This window comes from Ruminiclostridium hungatei, assembly GCF_002051585.1.
GTDB lineage: Bacteria > Bacillota > Clostridia > Acetivibrionales > DSM-1351 > Ruminiclostridium > Ruminiclostridium hungatei.
The window spans coordinates 73,932-94,783 of record NZ_MZGX01000011.1 but is presented as its reverse complement, the minus strand read 5'-3'; the positions used below and the strand labels follow the sequence as shown (position 1 = coordinate 94,783).

General features: G+C 42.8%; 21 protein-coding genes. 5 read left to right on the top strand and 16 right to left on the bottom strand.

Features of this window, described 5'->3' with window-relative positions; genetic code table 11:
* Window positions 1–36: 36 nt before the first annotated feature.
* Both CLHUN_RS09765 and CLHUN_RS09760 read right to left on the bottom strand, forming a co-directional pair.
* Window positions 37–369 carry a hypothetical protein gene (locus CLHUN_RS09765; protein ID WP_080064400.1) on the bottom strand — a complete coding sequence of 111 codons (333 nt, stop codon included), beginning with the start codon at window positions 367–369 and terminating at the stop codon, window positions 37–39.
* 25 nt (window positions 370–394) lie between these two features.
* Window positions 395–1,252 (bottom strand): amidohydrolase family protein, encoded by an 858-nt coding sequence (locus CLHUN_RS09760; RefSeq protein WP_080064399.1) that lies wholly within the window; start codon window positions 1,250–1,252, stop codon window positions 395–397.
* A gap of 189 nt (window positions 1,253–1,441) precedes the next feature.
* On the opposite strand from CLHUN_RS09760, the gene CLHUN_RS09755 reads away from it, so the two are divergent.
* A complete protein-coding gene (locus CLHUN_RS09755) occupies window positions 1,442–1,633 on the top strand; it encodes a ferredoxin (protein WP_080064398.1) in 192 nt (63 codons plus the stop codon).
* 99 nt (window positions 1,634–1,732) lie between these two features.
* Here the strand turns inward: CLHUN_RS09755 and CLHUN_RS09750 are convergent, their stop codons facing one another.
* The 4 genes from CLHUN_RS09750 to gpr all read right to left on the bottom strand — a co-directional run bounded on the left by CLHUN_RS09750 (window position 1,733) and on the right by gpr (window position 6,888).
* Window positions 1,733–2,578, bottom strand: coding sequence for an AraC family transcriptional regulator (locus CLHUN_RS09750; RefSeq protein ID WP_080064397.1), 846 nt, complete (start codon window positions 2,576–2,578; stop codon window positions 1,733–1,735).
* 103 nt (window positions 2,579–2,681) lie between these two features.
* Complete coding sequence (ligA, locus tag CLHUN_RS09745; protein ID WP_080064396.1) at window positions 2,682–4,655, bottom strand: NAD-dependent DNA ligase LigA; 1,974 nt, start codon at window positions 4,653–4,655, stop codon at window positions 2,682–2,684.
* A gap of 114 nt (window positions 4,656–4,769) precedes the next feature.
* Window positions 4,770–5,483, bottom strand: coding sequence for a M50 family metallopeptidase (locus CLHUN_RS09740; protein WP_080064395.1), 714 nt, complete (start codon window positions 5,481–5,483; stop codon window positions 4,770–4,772).
* Between the two features lie 397 nt (window positions 5,484–5,880).
* Window positions 5,881–6,888 carry a GPR endopeptidase gene (gpr, locus tag CLHUN_RS09735; protein ID WP_080064394.1) on the bottom strand — a complete coding sequence of 336 codons (1,008 nt, stop codon included), beginning with the start codon at window positions 6,886–6,888 and terminating at the stop codon, window positions 5,881–5,883.
* A gap of 208 nt (window positions 6,889–7,096) precedes the next feature.
* Here gpr and CLHUN_RS22125 point away from each other — a divergent pair, with 208 nt between their 5' ends.
* On the top strand, window positions 7,097–7,519 hold the full coding sequence (locus CLHUN_RS22125) for a hypothetical protein (RefSeq protein WP_165755717.1): 423 nt from the start codon (window positions 7,097–7,099) through the stop codon (window positions 7,517–7,519).
* Entirely contained in the window at window positions 7,440–7,886 is a 447-nt protein-coding gene (locus tag CLHUN_RS09730; RefSeq protein WP_080064393.1) for a hypothetical protein, read from the top strand. The genes CLHUN_RS22125 and CLHUN_RS09730 overlap by 80 nt, the downstream gene beginning before the upstream one ends.
* 84 nt (window positions 7,887–7,970) lie before the next feature.
* On the opposite strand, the gene CLHUN_RS09725 is transcribed toward CLHUN_RS09730, so the two are convergent.
* Window positions 7,971–9,299 carry a hypothetical protein gene (locus CLHUN_RS09725; protein ID WP_080064392.1) on the bottom strand — a complete coding sequence of 443 codons (1,329 nt, stop codon included), beginning with the start codon at window positions 9,297–9,299 and terminating at the stop codon, window positions 7,971–7,973.
* 665 nt (window positions 9,300–9,964) lie between these two features.
* On the opposite strand from CLHUN_RS09725, the gene rpsT reads away from it, so the two are divergent.
* Window positions 9,965–10,222, top strand: coding sequence for a 30S ribosomal protein S20 (gene rpsT / locus CLHUN_RS09715; protein WP_080064390.1), 258 nt, complete (start codon window positions 9,965–9,967; stop codon window positions 10,220–10,222).
* A gap of 84 nt (window positions 10,223–10,306) precedes the next feature.
* Here the strand turns inward: rpsT and hemW are convergent, their stop codons facing one another.
* Window positions 10,307–11,449, bottom strand: coding sequence for a radical SAM family heme chaperone HemW (gene hemW / locus CLHUN_RS09710; RefSeq protein WP_080064389.1), 1,143 nt, complete (start codon window positions 11,447–11,449; stop codon window positions 10,307–10,309).
* 308 nt (window positions 11,450–11,757) lie between these two features.
* Here hemW and CLHUN_RS09705 point away from each other — a divergent pair, with 308 nt between their 5' ends.
* Window positions 11,758–13,110 carry an MATE family efflux transporter gene (locus tag CLHUN_RS09705; protein WP_080064388.1) on the top strand — a complete coding sequence of 451 codons (1,353 nt, stop codon included), beginning with the start codon at window positions 11,758–11,760 and terminating at the stop codon, window positions 13,108–13,110.
* 81 nt (window positions 13,111–13,191) lie between these two features.
* On the opposite strand, the gene CLHUN_RS09700 is transcribed toward CLHUN_RS09705, so the two are convergent.
* From CLHUN_RS09700 to thiC, 8 genes are all read right to left on the bottom strand, one after another.
* Window positions 13,192–13,581 (bottom strand): VOC family protein, encoded by a 390-nt coding sequence (locus tag CLHUN_RS09700; RefSeq protein WP_080064387.1) that lies wholly within the window; start codon window positions 13,579–13,581, stop codon window positions 13,192–13,194.
* Between the two features lie 45 nt (window positions 13,582–13,626).
* Complete coding sequence (locus CLHUN_RS09695; RefSeq protein ID WP_080064386.1) at window positions 13,627–13,962, bottom strand: YnfA family protein; 336 nt, start codon at window positions 13,960–13,962, stop codon at window positions 13,627–13,629.
* A gap of 174 nt (window positions 13,963–14,136) precedes the next feature.
* Window positions 14,137–14,949, bottom strand: a complete 813-nt coding sequence (locus CLHUN_RS09690) for an alpha/beta fold hydrolase (RefSeq protein ID WP_080064385.1) — start codon at window positions 14,947–14,949, stop codon at window positions 14,137–14,139.
* Between the two features lie 71 nt (window positions 14,950–15,020).
* Window positions 15,021–16,184, bottom strand: a complete 1,164-nt coding sequence (locus CLHUN_RS09685; RefSeq protein WP_080064384.1) for a YibE/F family protein — start codon at window positions 16,182–16,184, stop codon at window positions 15,021–15,023.
* Window positions 16,185–16,358: 174 nt separating this feature from the next.
* Complete coding sequence (locus CLHUN_RS09680; protein WP_080064383.1) at window positions 16,359–17,894, bottom strand: alkaline phosphatase; 1,536 nt, start codon at window positions 17,892–17,894, stop codon at window positions 16,359–16,361.
* Window positions 17,895–18,002: 108 nt separating this feature from the next.
* On the bottom strand, window positions 18,003–18,632 hold the full coding sequence (thiE, locus tag CLHUN_RS09675; RefSeq protein ID WP_207559153.1) for a thiamine phosphate synthase: 630 nt from the start codon (window positions 18,630–18,632) through the stop codon (window positions 18,003–18,005).
* On the bottom strand, window positions 18,622–19,443 hold the full coding sequence (gene thiM, locus CLHUN_RS09670) for a hydroxyethylthiazole kinase (RefSeq protein WP_080064382.1): 822 nt from the start codon (window positions 19,441–19,443) through the stop codon (window positions 18,622–18,624). The genes thiE and thiM overlap by 11 nt, the downstream gene beginning before the upstream one ends.
* A 68-nt stretch (window positions 19,444–19,511) precedes the next feature.
* Window positions 19,512–20,840: a phosphomethylpyrimidine synthase ThiC gene (thiC, locus tag CLHUN_RS09665; protein ID WP_080064381.1), complete on the bottom strand. Its 1,329-nt coding sequence runs from the start codon at window positions 20,838–20,840 to the stop codon at window positions 19,512–19,514.
* Window positions 20,841–20,852 lie beyond the last annotated feature (12 nt).

The window sequence follows — 20,852 nt, the reverse complement described above, 5'->3', positions numbered from 1 at the left end:
CATTAAAAATACCAGATAGTAAAATTTTTATGGTCTTTACCTTATTACCGCATCTATAACCAGCAGGAAAACGCCCGACAGTACAAGTGTGAAGCCATTAAGGCCCAGCAGTATCCCTGCTCCTTCCTTCCCCGGCTCATCCTCCTCCATATTCTGTTCAACTATGTCTGATACAGTCACTCTGCTCTGATTTTTTGCAATAATTATTAATATACCTGCAAGAACAGCAACCAACCCAATGAGGAAATAGGTTTCCTTCAGATTAAAATTAATTCTTTGAGAAATCAAATATGCCACAAGGCAAAAAACTGCAGCAATAGCCACACTGTAAACCAGAGTCAGCAAATACTTAAGCCTCCATTTGCTCATTTGACACCTACCTTCTTTCTATGCATTACAATTTAAAAAGTCTTTTTGCATTGCCGCTGAAAATAAGTTCCTTCTGATGATGGTCCAGTTTAAAATTCATTATCCTGTTCAAATCATGTATAGGGCTTCCCCATGGGAAATCCGAACCGAATATAATCCTGTCCGCGCCTACTTCGTTAATTATTGAAACCACCTGGCCGTCATCAAGCCAGCTTGGTTCATTTACATTCATTATATCGGGATAGCCGGTAATTACAATTGAAGTGTCCAAAAATACATTGGAATATTTTTTTGATACTTCCAGGCACCGGTCAATCTGGCCATCTGCCATGTGGGCAAGTATTACAGGCAGTTCAGGGTACTTTTCAATAACGGGTACTATACATTCAAAATCAGAATATTCATTCAATCTGGCATTTGAAACACGTCCGCAGTGTATCAGCACTGGAAAGCTCCTTTGGCTGCATGTCCTGAAGAGTTCATCCAGCCGCCGGTCTCTGACATCAAAGCCCTGTGCCATGGGATGGAGCTTAATGCCCCGGGCTCCTGCATTTATGTAGTTTTCTAGATGCTCAGTCAATACTCCTTCCATTTCCGGATGAAAGCTTACCAGAGGAATCAGCTTGCCTCCGGAATCCCCACCTGCCTTCAGAGTCCACAGATTGTTTTGATGGACTATTTTGGGCGGAGCGAAATTAACCATCACAGTCCTGTCAATGCCGCCTTCCTTCATGTTATTTAAAACATTGCTTATGGTTCCATTACCCGGATTGGCAAACTCTATATCATAGATTTTGTTAAAGGAAGCTATAATTCTTTCTGCAATGTCATCACTGGCAAAAGTGTGAACATGACTGTCTATTACCTCTATATCATTAACCATTTTAACCTCGAAGCCGTATATAAACCGCTTGCAATTTTCTATAATTTAATTTTAATATAACTCAACTTAAATTGAAAATCAATATTTATAAGTACATTGTATACACATTTTTTTGATCCGCCGTCAAGGCATATTATCAGAAATTATTGTAATAATAATTTTGAAACAAATTAATCAGGAGGTAATAAAATGAAAGCATCTGTAGATCAGGACGGCTGCATCAGTTGTGAATTGTGCGTATCAATTTGCCCGTCGGTATTCAGCATGAATGATGATAACAAAGCTGAGGCCATTGAGGACGATATCCCGGAAGAAACGGAACAAGATGCCGAGGACGCCAGGGACGGCTGTCCTGTAAGCGTAATAAACCTGGAAGAATAAGCCCGCTAAATAGCGATTACCGATGAAAGGCAAGCCGCAGGATTGCTTTTCATCGGTAATCATATATCGGTACTCCGGTTGAGTACCGCCAAAAAATCCTTATTGTTCCGTAACCACAGGAATCCATATTTCAACCAGATACTCCTCAGAATCAACATCATTTGAGAAGTATTTTTCTATGGTTGGCAAAGCAGACTGCTTATAGATGCTTTGAGGCAGGAATTCCCCGTAAATCCGTGCCCAGGTGTTGCCCAGCGTCGGATTGACAGGTCCGATGGATTCAAATACCAGCCACGTGGATTTCGGAACTGTAACTGTCTTCAAATCACTTACATTTTCGTAAGCAGTCTCAATACCCACCATATAGTCATTGAACCCCTGGTCGTTAAACCCGAAACACATGCCGTATGTATTGCCGTCCACTCCCACTTCCGCAAGTCTTTCAATTGTACCGTCTTTTTTGCAGGTATTCCAGAACTCCGGTATTACATTGTCCTCCAGTGATGAGGATACTATTTTTCCGGCAACCTTAAAGCTTTCTCTTTCTACAACACGATAATTCATCTCTGCATCTCCCCTGATTTTTAATGTAAAGGACAAGCGCGGAAAGGATTTGAGCTTGATATTCTGCTGCCGTGCATTTGCAGGCGGAATTCCATGCATTTTTTTGAAGGCTACACAGAAGGCATCAGAAGACTCATATCCATATTTGACAGCAAGATCAATCACCTTGCAGTCGGTGGACTGGAGCTCAAAGGCAGCCATTGTAAGCTTTCTTCTGCGGATATATTCCGAAAGAGTAATTCCCGTCAGCAAGGAGAAGGTTCTCAGAAATGCTCCTACGGGACACAGCACGATTCTGCCTATCTCATCATTGACTATTTCATCCTCCAGATGCTCTTCGATATATGCGATAACTGAATTAAGCCTTTCAATCCATTCCATTCGGCTTCTCCTTTCACTACAATTATAGTTCCTCTCATAAAAATCATCCCGTTATTTATGGAGCAAAAAATATAGGGGAGCTGTTTGCTATTGTCTTATTGTGCTATTGAGGCCTTTCGCCACCGTTGAGCCATTCCACAAACTGGCTTTCGGTAATGATGCTGATGCCCAGTTCCTTGGCTTTTTTGTTTTTGGAAGAGCCCGACAGGTTGTCGTTATTTATGAGATAATTGGTTTTGTTAGTCACAGAGCCGGTTACCTTTCCCCCATTTGCTTCAATAACCTCCTTCAGCTCATCACGGTTTTTAAACTGCTCCACTGAACCTGTAATTACAAATGCCATATTTTCAAAGCTGCTCCCCGTTTCAGAGACCTCTATTTTTTCAAATTCCAGTTCCTTGAGCAGGTCTTCAACAATCAGCTTCTTTTTAGGGTCTGCAAAGAACTTGACATATGCCTCTGCCATGACCTCCCCGATTCCGCCGATTTCCACAAGCTCATCAAATACCGCATTTTGAACGGCCTCCCAGTCATATTTAAAGTATCTGCAAATCAGCTTTGCATTTGACAAGCCTACATTTGGTATTCCAAGACTGTAGAGAAGCCTTATCACAGTTGATTTTCTGGCTTTATTAACGGATGCTGTCAGCTTGTTGAAGGATTTTTCGCCAAAGCCCTCCATTTCAACAATTTCCTGCTTGAACCTGTCAATATGGAATATATCGGCCAGTTCTTTTATAAGTCCCTTTGAAATCAACTTTTCTATGGTAGCCTCAGACAGCCCCTCAATATTCATGGCATCCCTGCTTACAAAATGAGTGAAGGACTTTATTTGCTTGGCCAGACATTCATCATTCAGGCAATATAAAAACTTGACTCCGTTTTCCTGCCGTAATTCCGTTTGAGCTTCACAGACAGGACAGTGCTTTGGAATACCTGCCGCCCCGCTTCTGGTGAAATTTTCAGAAATCTGAGGTATTATCATATTTGCCTTATAGACACCTATGGTATCTCCTATGCCAAGTTCCAGGCCTTCCATGATGCTGATATTGTGTATGCTGGCCCTGCTGACGGTTGTACCCTCCAGCTCCACAGGGTCAAATATTGCAATAGGGTTAATAAGGCCTGTCCTGGATGCACTCCATTCTATATCAAGAAGTTTTGTTTCCTTGATTTCATCACGCCATTTGAAGGCTATTGAGTCACGGGGAAATTTGGAGGTAGAGCCCAGAGATTCTCCATATGCTATGTTGTCAAAAGTCAGAACCAAACCGTCGGATGGAAAGTCATTTCCCTCTACCCGGTCATAAAACCACTGCACCGACGCCTCTATGTTTTCTGAATCCACCTCTTTGTACTCCACTATTTCAAAACCCTGCTGCTGTATCCATTCAAGCTGTGCAATCCTGGAATTGTTATATTCCGCATAATCCGCCCTTACCAGAGAAAACGCAAAAAAATGTACATTCCGCTCTGCGGTGATCCTGTTGTTTAACTGGCGCACAGAACCGCTGCACAGATTTCTGGGATTCTTATACCTGGCATCCACATCATCAATTTCACTGTTTATCTTCATAAAATCCGAATAGCGTATTATTGCTTCGCCACGCAATACCAGGGTGTCCTTGTAGGCAATATTTACCGGCAGATTTTTGAAAACCCTGGCATTATTTGTGATAACCTCGCCAATTTCGCCGCTGCCCCTGGTTACAGCCTTCACAAGGTTTCCTCCCTCATAGGTCAGAACTATGGTCAAACCATCCAGCTTCCAGGACAAGACACCCTTCCGATTCCCAAGCCATTCTTTCAGAGCGGGCACCTCTTTGGTTTTGTCAAGGGAAAGCATAGTTGTTTCATGCCTCTCCTTCGGAAGGTTTGAAAGCACTTCATAGCCCACATGTATGGTAGGACTGTTTGATAAGACAACTCCTGCTTCCTTTTCCAGCTCAACAAGCTCGTCATACAGCCTGTCATATTCGATGTTGGGCATGATTTCACGGTCCTCCATGTAATATGCCTTTGCAGCCTGGTTTAATATTTCAATTTTCTCCTTCATTATCTGAAGCTTGCTATCCATTTAATATCTCCTTTAGATGTATGATAATTGAGTAGTTATCTCACAGTTAATGCCTGTATGAATTTTACCAATAGATTTGCAGGGAGGCAGGGTGTCTGGGCTTTAAATATGGCCTCAGTACTTTTTTGAATACCTTCCGGATTTATTTTTTCTGCCTCTGAGCAGGATGACATAGACTGCGAAAAGAGAGATCCCCAGCCAAAGCACACCCCATACTACCGCAGGCGTATGAGTCAGTCTGGAAATAAGAACTGCGTCCGTGACCGGCATCCGGTCCAGCCTTATAAATCCAAATGCCTGGTTAACCTGCAGAAGCACGGTATCCACAAAGGTATCATATATGGCGTAGGTAACACTTCCTATCCCTATAATCTCAATAACCCAGTCATGGAGCCTGTCATTCTGTATCATATATATAATCAGCGCTGCAATGGCAAACACGACCGAGTAAAGCATGGTGAAGGATAATATACCCGAAAACCTGAAGGTGACCCCAAGAAAAATAATCGCAATGACACCTATTATGTATTTCTTAAACCTGGTGTTTTTCAAAAGCAATATGCAGCAGGCAAAGAGCACACTTCCCAGATAGCCTCCATTTGCAATGAGAAATGACGAAAGCCAGTCCTTGGGAAGTGAAGTAACATGACCGCTTTCATTGAAGTATATACTTAGTCCGGTAACCTTGCTTCCGGTTATTGCCGCCATAAATGCATGTCCCAGTTCATGAAGAAAAACTGTAAACAATTTGATGGGTTTTATGAAAATTGTATTCCATAAGGCCATCAGAACAACAAAGATAATAAAAATTCTCCAGGGCTGCTTCATTTGATTTCTCCATTCAGGATTTTATGTACTGCCCACTTCCGGACGAGCTTCAAATAACTGCTTGTATATGGCACTTTTGGCGAAAGCCGTCCTTGCGTGACTTGCAAACTTAATCTGTCAAACACTTTATTAACCAGTGGTCTGCAACATCTAAAACCTATATTGCCCGGCAATGTACGGATTCAGATGTTGCAGACCACCCTCACAACCAGTTGATTCCTAATAAAATTATAACCTGCAACCAAATAAAAGAAAAGTTATTCTATTCCAATTTTTTATTTCCTGCGGCTTTCCCTTATACCGCAGTTGTGCCGGCATCGAGCCCAGCCTGTCCCAATACCTGCACAACCGGACACCTGCAGAATTACAAGCTGGACTCCGTCTGCCGGAGCTTTAACTACATGAGGTACTTTTCCATTTCCTGCATGCCTATTCCCTCATGTAAAGCCATATTCAACCCGTTTGCCACAACCTTTGAAACCCTGCTGATAATATCGTCTATTTCCTTGGGGGTAACAATAAGCTGCCCTACAAACGGATTCAAGGCCTGTTTTATCAATTCATATTTTTCCTCCCTGTCTATGTTCTTAAGAGTACTGTAAAAGCTGGAATCAGAGGGAGACTCCTGCATCAGACTGTCTATTATCAGGTCCATGGCATCATTGGTAAGTGTGGCGGCATCCACCACTGTAGGAACTCCGATGGCCACCACAGGCATACCCAGAGTGGCTTTGCTCAGTTCCATCCTCTTGTTGCCAACCCCTCCTCCGGGAGCTATACCGGTGTCGGCAATCTGTATAGTGGTGCTGACACGTTCCATATTCCTTGCTGCCAATGCATCTATGGCTATAAGCGCATCAGGTTTTATCCTGTCCACCACACCCTTTACTATCTCACCGGTCTCGATTCCCGTAATTCCCATAACACCCGGGGAAATGGCACAAACCGGTTTCACACCCTCATCCACATGCTCAGGGACAAATTCCAGAAGATGCCTGGTCACCATCAGGTTTGATATGACCTTCGGACCCAGGGCATCGGGTGTGACATTCCAGTTGCCCAGCCCCACAACCAGGGTCATTGCATCGGGTTTCAGGTTGAGTATGGCCTTTATTTCTCTGGACATGGCATCTATGGTCTTCTGGTTGACTTCGGGGTTATTGTCCTTCAATTGAGGGATTTCAAGAGTGACATAGTTTCCCATTGGTTTTCCGATGGCCTGTTCGCCGGTTGGAGAGGTAATTCTGACTCTTGTTATTTTGACATCCTCATCACCTGCATTTTCAACCTCCACTCCCGGAGGGGATTTATGCTCCTCAGCCTGTTCTTTTGCCTGACTGCTGTTCATAAATATTTCATGTGCCTCAATTACAAGGTCAGTACGCCTGTTTGACAAATTTACCATAACTCGGCTCCTTTCTATAGCTGACAGAAAAATTGGTATACCGGTATTATTTCAAAAAAGCTTTGATTTTAGTATCAGAATTAAAGCTTATTTTATGAACTTTTGTATAGTAAAATCCACGTTCATGCTAAGATACAATACTAATATTGAAAAATTTAGAATTTTATAGTATTGTTTTGCATAAGTAACACTTTAGAATGAAAAAAAGTTGCTAAGTACCGATGTGGCAAATATAACAAATGGTTTTATGATAAATAGTGGTACTGGTCGTAGAATTGAGGCTACTAATAAAGAAAAAATCAAAGAGTTCATTAATATGTTGGATGAAAGAACCTACAGGAAAGCACTTAGAACTGGTTATTTATATACTTACGATTTTTATTTCGGAGATAAAATGCTTCTAGCAATAGTTGGTTGTGGAAACAATGTACATATTTATAATCAAGAAAGAACTATAGATGCATATTATGACGTGAGCAAAGAGATATCACTTGCTTGGATTGAAAAATGGTTTAATTCGATTAGGTCAAAAAAATATTGGAGTGTATTTTATGAAAAAAAAATTATTATGGATTATCATTCCCTTAATCTTGATAGTATCTATTTCTGTGCTATTATTTATTCAGATTAAGTACCCAAAAAAGACCTTTAGTGAACTTCTTGGAACGAATGAGTCAAATATAACAAAGGTATTAATGGTAAATAGTTTTACCGGTCATAGAATTGAGACTACTAACAAAGAAAAAATTAAAGAGCTCGTCAATTTATTGAATAATAGAACCTATAGAAAAGATTTCAAGCAGACAAATAGAACTGGTTATTTATATGCTTACGATTTTTATTCTGAGGATAAAATGCTTTTCAGAATAGTTGGTGGCGGAGATTATGTATATATTTTTAATAAAGAAAGAACTATAGATGCATTTTATGACGTGAGCAAAGAAATATCAATTTCGTCGATTGAACATTGGTTTAATTCAATCCCCTCAAAAAAATGAACATCTAATTTATAATAAGATATCAAAAAAAGACAAAGCCTACAGAGTCTGCTTTGTCTTTTTTGATACTATTTAATAAATATACTAATCGATCCTAAAGTTTATTGAAGAAAGGGTAGAATATTCTCTGCCATAGGCTATATAAACCGACCCTCCTGTTGAAGTCATTTGGGAGTTATCATATGTATCTATATACTGATGTCCGGATGAGCTTCCATTACGTATAAACTCTATATAACCAACTCCAGTAACCGAATGATTGTTAAAAAATGTTTGACCAGTCATAGAAATAATTGATGGTCCATAGCTCAAGTCAGATTTCACAGTATCCCCTGATGCATATCTATTTGTATTTGATGCAGCCCCATTATACCCTTTATAGCGTGCAACAGCTATAAGTCCATATCCTATATTATTTAAATCTGTGCTACCTTGACCGGATTCATCAAGTATTGTCTGCATGTTATTACGTAATAAAAGTATAGTATTATCAGTATCTACAGCACCTGTCGATTTATTTTTTAAAAGATTTGTTTTGCCTCTTGAATAATGCCAATAATGAAATATATTATATCCAGAAGTAGGGGCACATCCCGAAGGACCATCCCACAAAGAAGAAGTATACTGCTTTTGATTGGTAACACCATTATAATATTTTGAATTAATACTGCTATAAGGGTTATTGAACTCAAACGAAAGACTGTCTGTTACCCCGTCAGTATCAGTACCTATGTCATAAAGTGTAATACTCGATGCCAATACCTCAATTTCATCCCAAGTCTGATGGCTTTCGCTGTTTACACTCTTTTCAGGTGCCAATACTGGTGTATTCTCTGATGCTGGAATACTCTCTAACTTATTCTCAGAAATCAAATCCGCTGAACCGTCAGTATAATCAACCTTCGCTCCAAATTTTCCCGGTGCAAGCCAAACTACTTTTTTTGTCCTGACTTTTTTGAAAGAATTCAACGAATCTATTGAAGCAATTGAATCCATGCCAATTTTGCTATCTGCGATATTCAAATCCTCCATAGCTTCTTCGTCAAATTCTGTGTTGTTAACAGTGTAAGAATAGCTTAATATCGGAAAATCATTCTTGTTATTAGCTATTTCAACATAGCCTGCTGGCTGCTCACCAATCTTCAAATTAACAATATAGCTATGTAATTCATTTGAAGCATCAAAAACCTCTATAGGCTGTAGTGCAGTAACATTCCTGCCCTTCCAAGAAGATTGTTCATTTAGAGCTTGGTCAAACTTAACCTGATACAATGCTGCCGCCACCGCCTCAGTTTTAGATACCTCTGAGCTGTATTCCAAGCTGCTGTTTGCATTAACTGCCGGTGATGCAGATACAGGTACTAGCAAAGACAAGCTGATAAATAAGCATACACTTAACTTCTTTAGTGACATAATATACCTCCGTCATTAATTAGATTTTAGTCTAGTTGCTTTTGGGACTTTTACAGTATAGTATATGATTTTTGAATAACATGTAATATTCTGTAAACAATAAGCAAATTCAGCACTCCTGACAATTAAAACTCAAAAACATTTTTTAAAACTGTATATTTTTCTATTTTCCACACTATTCAAAGTCTGACTTTTATTTAAAAAAGTGATTACTATGTACCTCATCCGACCTAAAATTATATATATAACTTTTGTTCTTAAAATTCTGTTAATAGGTTATTTGCTCTGAATTACCCAATTTTTGCCCCTGCCCAACCTTCTTCTCCCTCTTCTTTCGCGTCAGTTTGCTATCCACCTTAAATCCAATTGCTGTCTTGGCGGTCGGTGGCACATTATTCTCAAACATCCTCCCTACATGATACATTAGTCTCGAAATTTCAAGTGCAACATTAGGCTCTCTGAACTTATTCATATTATACAGAAAGAATTGGGCATACTCATTTGCTCGGCAAAATAGAAAAATAAGGGTTAATGCTTGCATTTTCAAAAAGTTCATGGTAAAATATCATCTGTTATGGGCAAGAAGCGGTAATTTTACCGATTAAATATTTTTGTTTTTTTTGCTCACGTATTATGCGAATATAGGCTCGCAGGAGGTGAATAATTTGCCAAATATCAAATCTGCAATAAAGAGAGTGAAAGTTACTGAGACCAAGACTTTGAAGAACACTATCAGAAAATCTGCTCTTAAGACTACTGTTAAGAAATGTAAGGAAGCTATTGCCAATGGTGAGGGTGCTGCTGAAGCATACAAAGCAACAACCAAGGCTCTGGATAAAGCTGCAGCTAAAAATCTGCTTCACAAAAATACCGCTGCGAGAAGAAAGTCAAGGTTAGCTAAGGCTATTAACGCGGCAAAATAATTTTTTCATAAAAGCAAAAACTCAGGTAAAAGCACCTGAGTTTTTTTGTATTGTATGTAAATTTTGGGCTGCTTTGGCTGCCTGCTAGACAAATTCCACAAAAACCCTGTTAGCCAGGTCCAATCCCAGGCTTGTAAGCCTGATTCCATGGCTGTCTGTCTCAATAAGCTGCTGGTTTTTGAGTTTTTCAACCTTGGAAGCATAGGTTTTAAACATATCCTGATTGAACCTGTCTTCAAAAATATCCCTGTTAACTCCGTCAATCAGCCTTAATCCAAGAAACATGTATTCGGACATCTTCTCACAGAAATCCCTTACAAACCGTTCCTCAACAGGCTTTTCACCTCTCATCAGATAATCTGTATAGCCTTCGATGGAAGCCTGGTTTTCAAACCTGATGTCCTGAAGGAAGGAATGTGCCCCGGCACCCAAGCCCAGATACTCCAGACAGTTCCAGTAAATGAGGTTATGCCGGCACTCACGGCCTTCCCTGGCAAAATTTGAAAGCTCATAATGCCTGAAGCCCTGTTGTCTCAGGTAGTCAATTGCATAATGGTACATTTCCCTGTCAGCTTCATCCTCCATCTCAATAAGCTTGCCTGCTTCTTGCATATCACCGAATTTTGTACCTTCTTCAATCTTCAGGTCATAAGCTGAAATATGTGTTACGTCAAGGCCGGCCAATATGTTCAAGGTCTCCTTCCAATCTTCCATTGTCTGTCCGGGTATTCCGAATATTACATCTGCATTGATATTATCAAAGCCCGCGTTTTTAGCCATTTTTATGCTGGAGATAAAATCTTCGGAGGAATGCTGCCTTCCCAGAAATCCCAAAAGCTTTTCCTGATAAGCCTGCAAACCTATACTTAACCGATTTATTCCATATTGCCTGTATGCCCTGAGCTTTTCTTCCGTAATAGTGCCCGGGTTGCTTTCGATGCTGATTTCGCACTGCTCTGAAACATTGTACTTTTCCCTGACCGCATCCAGAATTTCTCCGATAAAACGGTGCTCCACACAGGATGGAGTTCCCCCGCCGATAAAAATGGTGCCGATATTGTTGTATACCATTTCCTTCCGGTACAGGTCAATTTCTCTCTGCATGCAGGCGAAGTACTCTTCAGCCAGGCCAAGCTTCCCCACGTAGGAGTTAAAATCGCAATAATTACATTTTGAGCCGCAAAAAGGAACATGAATATAAAGACCGGTTTTATTCATAAGTGACATACCTTCATCTCCTTTTGGTAATAATTTGATACACCTCTTATTTTATACTACCATATCATGATATGGTATTCCAACTTCTGCTATACCACTTTTTCACAATATTCAGCTCAAACCCCTCAGGACCATATAAAGACCCTTGCCAAAAAGCTTTTTCAACCGGCGTCCCTGCTGAAAAATAGGTTTTATTTATATATGGCATTATGGTATACTATTGGCCGGCAGCATCTAAAACTTATATCAGCCGTAGGAAATTTCCGGATTTGGATGTTGCCGGCCAATAAATAATATTCTTGAAACTGGTGATGAAAATGAAAACTAATGATGCATCCAGGGCCTTTTACAAAATGGCCTTCTCTCTCGTTGTTCCAATGGCACTTCAGAACCTGATAAATGTAGGAATATCTTCAATTGACGTCCTGTTGCTGGGCAAAGTCAGTGAAACCGTTTTGTCTGCCGCCTCACTGGCCGGACAGGTTCAATTCATAATGGTGCTGATTTTTTTCGGGCTGACCTCCGGAGCGGCTGTTTTAACTGCGCAGTATTGGGGCAAAGGCGATAAGGAAAGTATTATAAAAATAATGGGCATATGTATGAGATTCTCCCTGGTAATATCTTTTGTATTTACCTCGGCAGTACTGATTTTTCCGTTTCAGATCATGAGCATTTTTACTGATGAGAGCGATGTTATTGCAGAAGGGGTAAAGTATTTAAGAATTATATCCCTGTCCTATATTTTTATGGCCGTAACCATGATTTATCTGAATGTAATGAGAAGTGTAGAGAGGGTTTTGGTTTCAACCGTTGTATACCTTATCTCGCTTATTTCCAATGTGGCAATTGCTGCTGTTCTTATATTCGGCCTGTTCGGCCTTCCCAAGATGGGCATACAGGGTGCCGCCATTGCGACACTGGCGTCAAGAGGCTTTGAATTGGCAACTGTTATTGTATATGCCCGCAGGTATAACGATGTACTGCATTTCAGGCTTTCCAGCCTTTTTATAAGGGACAGGCTGCTATTCAAGGATTTTCTCAGGTACTCCATTCCAGTTACCCTGAATGAACTCATGTGGGGAGCCGGGGTCTCAATGAACGCTGTTGTTATCGGCCATCTGGGCAAGGCTGTGGTCTCCGCAAATTCTGTAGCTCAGATTTCCAGACAGCTTGCAACAGTCATAGCCTTCGGCCTTGCCAATGCAACAGCCATCACCGTGGGGAAGGCTATAGGAGAGAATAAGCTGGAAACTGCAAAGGATTACTCCCTCCGTTTTATAAAGCTCAGCATACTGGCGGGAATGGCCGGAGCTGCCGTTATTCTTGCTGCCAGGCCTGTAGCAATGTCGGTATTGAATCTGAAACCGGTTACCCGGGAATACCTGTCGGTCATGATGCTTGTCATGTCCTATTTCGTTGTGGCCCAGGCCCTCAATACCACTCTTGTGGTTGGAGTTTTCAGGGCAGGCGGAGATACCCGCTTCGGCCTTTTTCTTGATGTTGCGACAATGTGGGGCGGGTCAATTCTTATTGGAGCTTTGGCAGCCTTCATTTTTAAATGGAGCGTTCCGGTAGTGTATATCATACTGATGAGCGACGAGCTGATCAAAATACCCATTACCCTTGCACGGTACAAAGGCCGCAAATGGTTGAACAATGTTACCCGGTAACCCTCGGTCTGTCCCGTATCATTGACTTTTACGCATCATGAATACCCTTTTTTCTGCTGAGGGTTTCCAGTGCCGGAAGCATCATACGCACAAATACCAGAATACTCCGAATTTGTCAATTACATTTGCACAGCAGGTGTTCCACGGTAGCGGCCCCAGTGGCAGCAATACATTTCCGCCCTCGGCCAATATATTGTATGCCCTTTTGACCGCCTCCTCATTTCCAAGGCTGACACCAAAATTCATTGTAGGGTAATCGGCAGAAGAATGCCCTTTCATAAGCTCGCTTCCCACCTGGCTGCCTGCTTCGCTGACCGCCATCAGCAGCTCTCCGTCCAGGTAAAGTTCCACATGCATGAAGGTTCCGTCGGAATTCCTCACATTATATCCCAGTTCGGTTCCAAAAGCACTCTGATAAAACGGTACCGCTTCCTCACTGCCTTTAATATAAGCCTGCAAGGATATTTTCATAATGCACCTCCGCGGAATTTTTAACATATTTATATATCGGATTTTCTAAGCCCTTGGATAATACATGATTATTCCCACACCTACCAGAGCGATTGCACCGCCGATCAGATCAATCTTATCCGGAAGGACCTTGTCTACCTGCCAGCCCCACAGTATTGAAAGCACAATAAATATTCCTCCATAGGTTGCATATACCCGTCCAAAAGAGGCGCTGCCGGGCTGCAAAGCAGGCACAACTCCGTACAAGATAAGAATAACCGCGCCGGCAATCCCATACAGGATGCCTTTCCCCTCCCTTAACCACAGCCAGACCAGATACCCGCCGCCTATTTCAAAAATACCGGCCAATATAAAGTAAAACAAAGATTTTACGATTTCCATAAAAAATTCTTTTCCTCCCAAACCGCCTGCACCAGCAGCCCCTTTCCACCGGAAAACAGGTTCTCCCCTTCCGGCATGCAGGCTGAACTTAACTCATAGCAACACAACTAACTATAAGTATAAATTGGTATGAATTTAAGTCAAGGAAATTTGAAGGACAGCGGCTATTGACGCTTACTTCTCCGCAAAACTCATCAGCTCCTCGTTGAACCGGTCCTTCTCATCATAAAAGGTAGCGTGACCGCTGTATTTGAAAGGTACCAGTTTTGCATTTTTGATACCCTGCTTTTGTATCTCGCCAAGCGTAAAGGGCACAACCTTGTCATGTATACCGTGAATTATCAAAGTAGGAACCTGGATTTTAGACAGGTCGCTGAACAGCACCTCATTCAACCAGGTATTTGCAATGGCAGCCGTTGACCAGCCGGCAGCCTGCAGTCCAAGCTGAAAAAACCAGTTTGACAGCTCAGGCGTAATATATTGGAAGAAAAATATATCTGCAAAATCCCGAAGCATTTTTGGACGGTCATTATAGGTTCCTCGAATTATTTGCAGCACTGCTTCCTTGTCTATTCCATATGGAAAATTAGGCCGTTTGATAAGACTTGGAGCGGCAGCATCGAACAGTGCCAGCTTTGATGCCCCGAAGCCGTTGTGCCTGGCCATATACCTTATTGCAATGGCTCCGCCCGTTGAATGTCCTCCAAGTGTAAAATTGTTCAGCTTGATTGCCTCAACCACATCCCGCACATCGTCAGCCAGCCTGTTATAATCATAGCCCTCCCAAGGTTTGTCGGAATATCCAAAACCTCTGGTATCTATTCCAACACACCTGTATCCCATTTTAGGAAGCTGGTCAAACTGGTATTCGAACAATTTCGTACTTCCCGGCCAGCCGTGTAAAAACAGAATGGTCTTATTCCCGGACGGATTAAGATCTTCCACATACACCTTTACATTTTTCTCCACATTAACAAAATATCCCATGAATACCTCCATGTAAAAATTAAAATCTACAATAAAGTATTCAATTTATCAAATTATTGTGATAGCAGGTATTACAAATGTTCCGCATTAAGCTGGCCGGTTTCACTTCCTGCTTCCCGGCCCTCGGTGAACATTATGCCGGAAAATATTGCAGTCAGTGGTGCCACAGCTACCAAGCCGAAATTTCCCACCAGCGTGTGAAATATTTCAGCGGAAACGTACTTCAGGTTGAGTATGTTTACTATGGGCGTACCCTGGGCCATAAACACCATCAGAAGGCCTATAAAACCGCCTGAGTACGCCAGCAGCAATGTGGTGGACATTGTACCCATTACAACCTTTCCTATGTTAAAGCCCGATTTGATTGCCTCTCCGGCAGACATACGAGGATTCTTTTCCACAAGCTCATGGACAGCGGCGGCAATATCCACCGCAACATCCATAAGGGCTCCGGCAGAAGCAATAAAAGTTGCCGAAATAAAAATGCTGGTGAGATTCAAATGTCCATAGCCTGAATAAAGCAGGCTTTCAGAAAAAGGCATTATGGCCCCGTGAATTTTAAAAAGCTGTCCGAACAATACCGCCAGTACACAGCTCAGAACAGTGCCCGACAATGAGCCGGCTATGGCCGCCAGGGATTTTCTGTTGCAGCCTCCCACCAATAATATTATAAAAACCGTAAGGAAGGCCACAATGAACATTGAAATCAATATGGGATTCCAGCCCTTAAGGAGAGCGGGCACCAGCACCTTCCAGATAACTATCACCGACAGGATGAAGGACAGTATGGCCTTGGCGCCTGTCCAGCCTGCAAATACCAGCATCAACAACACAAAGCCGGCAAAGAGAATAAGCTCAAGATTAATTCTGTAATGGTCAATCAGTGTAATATATTTAACGGAGTTCCCTTCATAATCTATGACTGCCAGCGCCTTATCGCCGGATACAAATATCTTGTCCATTTCCAGCTTGCCGATCAGATTGTTCGTCCCTTCCGACTCCAAGCCCTTAAAACGTCCATCCAGTATCTTTACGCGGCATTTCTGTTCACCCTGCTTGATAATTCCTGTATCATAAAGGTTTGAGTTGTTTGTATCCATTATCCTTACAACTGCCCTGACACTGTTATTATATGCGGCCTGTTGGAAGCCGGTGGGTAAGCTGCAAAGTACTATTATCAGCAATACTACGGCTATGGCGGCTATTCTGTCCGGCTTAAAAAATTTTTTCAGCATCCTTAAATGTTCCTTCCCATAATTTATTGACATACGGTTTAATTATCCGGCAGCACAAGGTTAAGTATTTCCCGCAATACCCGGATATGGCTCTAACCGCTGTGTCAGACGGAAATACCTGACACAGCGGTTTGCCCTTCAAAGGTCTCTTCCATTTTTAAGCTGTAATAATTATTATCTTACCTTTGTGATTGCTGAAAGCTTTTTGTTTATATCCGTATCGTCATATGCTCCGTAGAATAGCTGGTAGCCTGCGCCGATTGCATATACAGGCACTGCCAGACCTGAATGTGAATATGTAGAGAAGTTTATTCCCGCCTTGTTATCCAGTATATGATTGCAGGTTACGGTCAAGGGCTCATAGGTTCCATAAAGTAAATAGTCTGTTTCTGTACTTGTCACCTTGGAAGCACTCATTGATTTTCTCAAGGCATCCCTGAGCCTGACCATTTCATAATCCGTAAGCACCAGTTCAGGATTCTTCCCGGCATCAGCATCGGTTGCGGAAATCAAACCGTAGCTGCTCTTTATGTGAGGAAGCAAATCCTCAAGCTTTGCAGAAGCCGGCTTGGTTTTTTCCTTGTATTCCGCTACAAGCTTGTCAAATTCCACATAGGACCTGCTTTGTTTCTCCAGCTTTTCAAAGAAGGTGGAGTATTCCGTTCCTGCGAAACCAATGCTCATTCCTCCTGTCTCGTGGTCGCCGGTGACTATTATCAAGGTTTCGGAGGGATGCTGGTAATATACCTTCAATGCCTCCTTTACGGCGTCATTCAAAGCAATGGTATCATGGATAGCTGCCGCTGCATCGTTGGCATGGCAGGCCCAGTCTATTTTGCCGCCTTCAACCATCATAAAATAGCCCTTTGGGTTATCCAATACTTCAATGCCTTTTCTTACAAAATCGGCAAGGCTCAACTGCCCGGTTTTGCGGTCAAGCTCATACGGCATGGAATAGCTGTCGTTTGCGGCAGTTATGGCTGTGGGGTCAAGTGCAAGCACCTTTCCTGAACCGTTATTAAGTCCGAGAATATCATTTTTGGTGGTTGCAACCTTGTAACCGCTTTTCCTGGCTTGTTCAAGAATATTTACGGCATTTGCCACATTGGCCTTTTTTCCGTCGGGATCAAGAAAATAGCCGCCTCCGAAATAGTCAAAGTTGCTCTTTACCAATTGGGCAGCTATATTGTAGTAATTTCCTCTGGAGGCCTCATTTGCATAAAAAACGGCAGGAGTAGCGTGGTCCAAGGTAACAGTTGTTACGATTCCCACCTTATAGCCTGCCTTCTTGAGCTTTTTGGATATTGGTTCATAGCTTGTCTTTTTCGCCGGGTCCATATTGATAATTCCGCCATAGGTCTTGTACCCCGACGCCATTGCAGTTCCTGTGGAAGCCGAATCAGGTATGAAGGATTCCGCATCATAGGTATCTGCGCTGCCTACTCCCGGAAATTTTGTGAAATCAAGAGTCTTTATTGCAGGAGTACCGGTACTTTCCCTGTTTCCCAGGTACATCTGGGCCGCATTGATTTGAGGAGTACTCATTCCGTCGCCGATAAACAGGAAAACATATTTTGGCGCGGTTCCCGAATAAGTATTGTTTGTAGAGTACGGTGAAGGGGATGCGGAAACCGGGCCTCCCAATAATGCGGCAGAAATAAATGCAAACAACATCAGTAATGACAGTGCAGCGATTAATCTTTTTTTCATTAAAACACCTCCAAATTTTTTTGGTACAGTGTCATAATAATTAAATAGTTTTAAAAACATATTTGATTTTTGTTAAATCTTTATTGATTAACCTGAATTTTACAAAATTCAAACAAACACCGACTTCAGTTCTTTTGCAGCAGCTTCTATATCTTTTTGTGAAATAATTGCAGAGACAACGGCTATTCCATTTATGCCCGTATCCTTCAATTGGGCTGCATTGCTGAGATTTATACCGCCAATTGCCACGATTGGCACCGTTACAGCCTGCCGCACAGCCAGCAGCCGCTCCCTTGTAATTACGCCGGCATCGGTTTTTGTATTCGTGGAATACACCGCCCCCACACCTATGTAGTCAGCCCCGTCGCTCTGAGCCTGTAAAGCACTTTCCACGGAGTTTGCAGAAACTCCTAATATTTTTCCCTCTCCTATAATTTTTCTCACCGCCCGTGCAGGCAAGTCGTCCTGTCCCACATGTACCCCGGCGGCATCAATGGCTACGGCTATATCAACCCTGTCATTTATAACAAGAGGAATATTATATTTGTCAGTCACCGCTTTAACCTTAAGGGCATTTTCATAAAACTCCAGTGAAGACGCAGTCTTTTCCCTGAGCTGGACAAGGGTGCATCCGCCTTTAATGGCATTTTCAACAGCCTCTTCCAGTGTTCCGGTGCTCATCAGCTCCCGGTCGGTAACCAGATATAAGGTATAGTCAATGTCAATTTTATTTTTCATGTATCCTGGCCCTCTCCAATAATATTTTTTCATCCAGCCGGCTTATGGCATCTATGATGGCCACATGAAAGCTGCCTGTGCCCTTGCCGCCTGCCGCTTCATATGCAAGCTCTCCAGCCAGGCCCATTGAGGCTATACCTGCAACCGCCGCCGTATAGGCATCTTCACCTGCACCGCAGTAAGCGCCTATGAGGGCTGTTGTCATACAGCCTGTTCCCGTTACCCCCGACAGCATTTTATGACCGTTGCTCACAGCGGCAATCCTGTTTCCGTCGGTTATAATATCGGTTGCACCTGTAATTGCCGTAACGCAGCGCAGTTTTTTTGACACGGAAACCGCTATGGCCAAGGCATCTCCTGCTGCAATATCCTCCTCCGAGGCGTCCACTCCTTTTGTATTTGAGCCCAGCCCTGCTATGTGGGATATTTCAGACATGTTTCCTCTGAGCACGCCCACCTTTATTTCAGTAAGGATTGTCTTTGTGGCCTCATTTCTGAGAGCCGAAGCACCGGCCCCCACAGGATCGAATATTACAGGTATGCCCAGCAGGTTGGCTTTTTTACCTGACGCCAGCATTGACTCAAGGGTTCTCCTGTTCAAGGTGCCTATGTTCAGCACCAGTGCCGAGGATATTGCAGTAATGTCGGCAGCTTCACCCAGGTCGTCCGCCATTATGGGAGAAGCACCTACAGCCAGGATTATATTTGCACAGTCATTGACCGTAACATAATTCGTTATGTTATGTACAAGAGGTTTTTTATTTCGAAGGACTGTCAGCAGTTCAGCCGCTGTTTTTATTATGTCTCTCATATTTTTTCCCTTCCTATTTAAGTATTCTTTTCAAGCTTTCTTTTCAAGCTTTCTCTTCAGAGTATTCTTCATACGGCTGTTCCGGCCTGTTTTTCCGAACAGAACTCCACTGCTTCTCCCGCAAGTATTTTGTTGGTGGTCCTCATGGCGCACATTTTTCCGCACATGGAACAGGAATTCTTATCGGCGGGAGGAGCACTTTCAAAATATGCCCTGGCTTTTTCTCCATCGATGGCATAGGAGAACATTTCCTCCCAGTCTATTCTGCGCCTGGCATCACTCATTTTGTTGTCAATCTCCCGTGCGTGGGGAATACCCTTTGCAATATCGGCGGCATGGGCGGCTATTTTCGAAGCCACAATGCCCTCCTTTACATCCTGCAGGTCGGGCAGGCGCAAATGTTCGGCCGGAGTTACATAGCACAGGAAATCCGCCCCGTTTGCAGCCGCTATTGCGCCGCCGATTGCAGAAGTTATGTGGTCATAGCCAGGCGCGATATCTGTTACCAGAGGCCCCAGCACATAGAAAGGTGCTCCGTGGCACAGCCTCTTCTGTATGGCCATATTTGCGGCAATCTCATTCATTGCCATGTGGCCGGGGCCTTCCACCATTACCTGCACGTCCTTTTCCCAGGCACGCTTTGTAAGGTTTCCAAGTTCTATCAGTTCACCGAGCTGTCCCGCATCCGAGCTGTCATGTATACTTCCGGGCCTCAAGGCATCCCCAAGGCTGATTGTTACATCATATTCCCGCAGGATTTCCAGAAATTCATCATAGAACTCGTAAAAGGGGTTCTCATTTCCTGTCATCTCCATCCAGGCAAACAGCAGGGAACCTCCGCGGGACACAATGTTGGTGAGCCTTTTAGAGCGTTTGAAGCACTCAACCGCCCTCTTGTTAATACCGGCATGTATGGTCATGAAATCCACTCCTTCTTTCGCATGAGCTTCCACAACCCTCAAGAAATCCCTGGCCTTTATTTCCATCAAATCCTTCTCCAGATAACCTATGGCGTCATACATAGGCACTGTTCCTATCATTGCAGGTGAACGCTCCACCAGTTGCTTCCTGAAGGTATTTGTCTTTCCGTAATTGCTTAAATCCATTATGGCCTCTACACCGAATTTTATGGACATATCAACCTTGTCCATCTCTTTTGTGTAGTCGGCACAGTCTCCGGAAATACCCAGATTGACATTGATCTTGGTTCTGAGCCCTTCTCCGATGCCCTCAGGGCTCAAGGCCTTGTGGTGAATGTTGGCTGGAATGGCAACCCTTCCGCAGGCTACCAGCGCTCTTAGCTTTTCTTCCTCCATAAACTCCTTTTCAGCCACTACAGTCATTTCCTTGGTGATGATTCCTTTTCTTGCAGCTTCCATCTGGGTTTTATATGACATGTCGCTCTCCTC

Excerpts from the sequence above, each read along its gene's own strand:
- CLHUN_RS09725 (WP_080064392.1), bottom strand. The coding sequence starts at position 9,299 with ATGTCACTAAAGAAGTTAAGTGTATGCTTATTTATCAGCTTGTCTTTG.
- thiE (WP_207559153.1), bottom strand. The coding sequence starts at position 18,632 with ATGAAAAATAAAATTGACATTGACTATACCTTATATCTGGTTACCGAC.
- CLHUN_RS09705 (WP_080064388.1), top strand. The coding sequence starts at position 11,758 with ATGAAAACTAATGATGCATCCAGGGCCTTTTACAAAATGGCCTTCTCT.
- CLHUN_RS09760 (WP_080064399.1), bottom strand. The coding sequence starts at position 1,252 with ATGGTTAATGATATAGAGGTAATAGACAGTCATGTTCACACTTTTGCC.
- gpr (WP_080064394.1), bottom strand. The coding sequence starts at position 6,888 with ATGGTAAATTTGTCAAACAGGCGTACTGACCTTGTAATTGAGGCACAT.
- CLHUN_RS09680 (WP_080064383.1), bottom strand. The coding sequence starts at position 17,894 with ATGAAAAAAAGATTAATCGCTGCACTGTCATTACTGATGTTGTTTGCA.
- CLHUN_RS09690 (WP_080064385.1), bottom strand. The coding sequence starts at position 14,949 with ATGGGATATTTTGTTAATGTGGAGAAAAATGTAAAGGTGTATGTGGAA.
- hemW (WP_080064389.1), bottom strand. The coding sequence starts at position 11,449 with ATGTCACTTATGAATAAAACCGGTCTTTATATTCATGTTCCTTTTTGC.
- CLHUN_RS09695 (WP_080064386.1), bottom strand. The coding sequence starts at position 13,962 with ATGGAAATCGTAAAATCTTTGTTTTACTTTATATTGGCCGGTATTTTT.
- ligA (WP_080064396.1), bottom strand. The coding sequence starts at position 4,655 with ATGGATAGCAAGCTTCAGATAATGAAGGAGAAAATTGAAATATTAAAC.
- CLHUN_RS09765 (WP_080064400.1), bottom strand. The coding sequence starts at position 369 with ATGAGCAAATGGAGGCTTAAGTATTTGCTGACTCTGGTTTACAGTGTG.
- CLHUN_RS09730 (WP_080064393.1), top strand. The coding sequence starts at position 7,440 with ATGAAAAAAAAATTATTATGGATTATCATTCCCTTAATCTTGATAGTA.
- thiC (WP_080064381.1), bottom strand. The coding sequence starts at position 20,840 with ATGTCATATAAAACCCAGATGGAAGCTGCAAGAAAAGGAATCATCACC.
- CLHUN_RS09755 (WP_080064398.1), top strand. The coding sequence starts at position 1,442 with ATGAAAGCATCTGTAGATCAGGACGGCTGCATCAGTTGTGAATTGTGC.
- CLHUN_RS09750 (WP_080064397.1), bottom strand. The coding sequence starts at position 2,578 with ATGGAATGGATTGAAAGGCTTAATTCAGTTATCGCATATATCGAAGAG.
- CLHUN_RS09700 (WP_080064387.1), bottom strand. The coding sequence starts at position 13,581 with ATGAAAATATCCTTGCAGGCTTATATTAAAGGCAGTGAGGAAGCGGTA.
- CLHUN_RS09740 (WP_080064395.1), bottom strand. The coding sequence starts at position 5,483 with ATGAAGCAGCCCTGGAGAATTTTTATTATCTTTGTTGTTCTGATGGCC.
- CLHUN_RS09685 (WP_080064384.1), bottom strand. The coding sequence starts at position 16,184 with ATGCTGAAAAAATTTTTTAAGCCGGACAGAATAGCCGCCATAGCCGTA.
- thiM (WP_080064382.1), bottom strand. The coding sequence starts at position 19,443 with ATGAGAGACATAATAAAAACAGCGGCTGAACTGCTGACAGTCCTTCGA.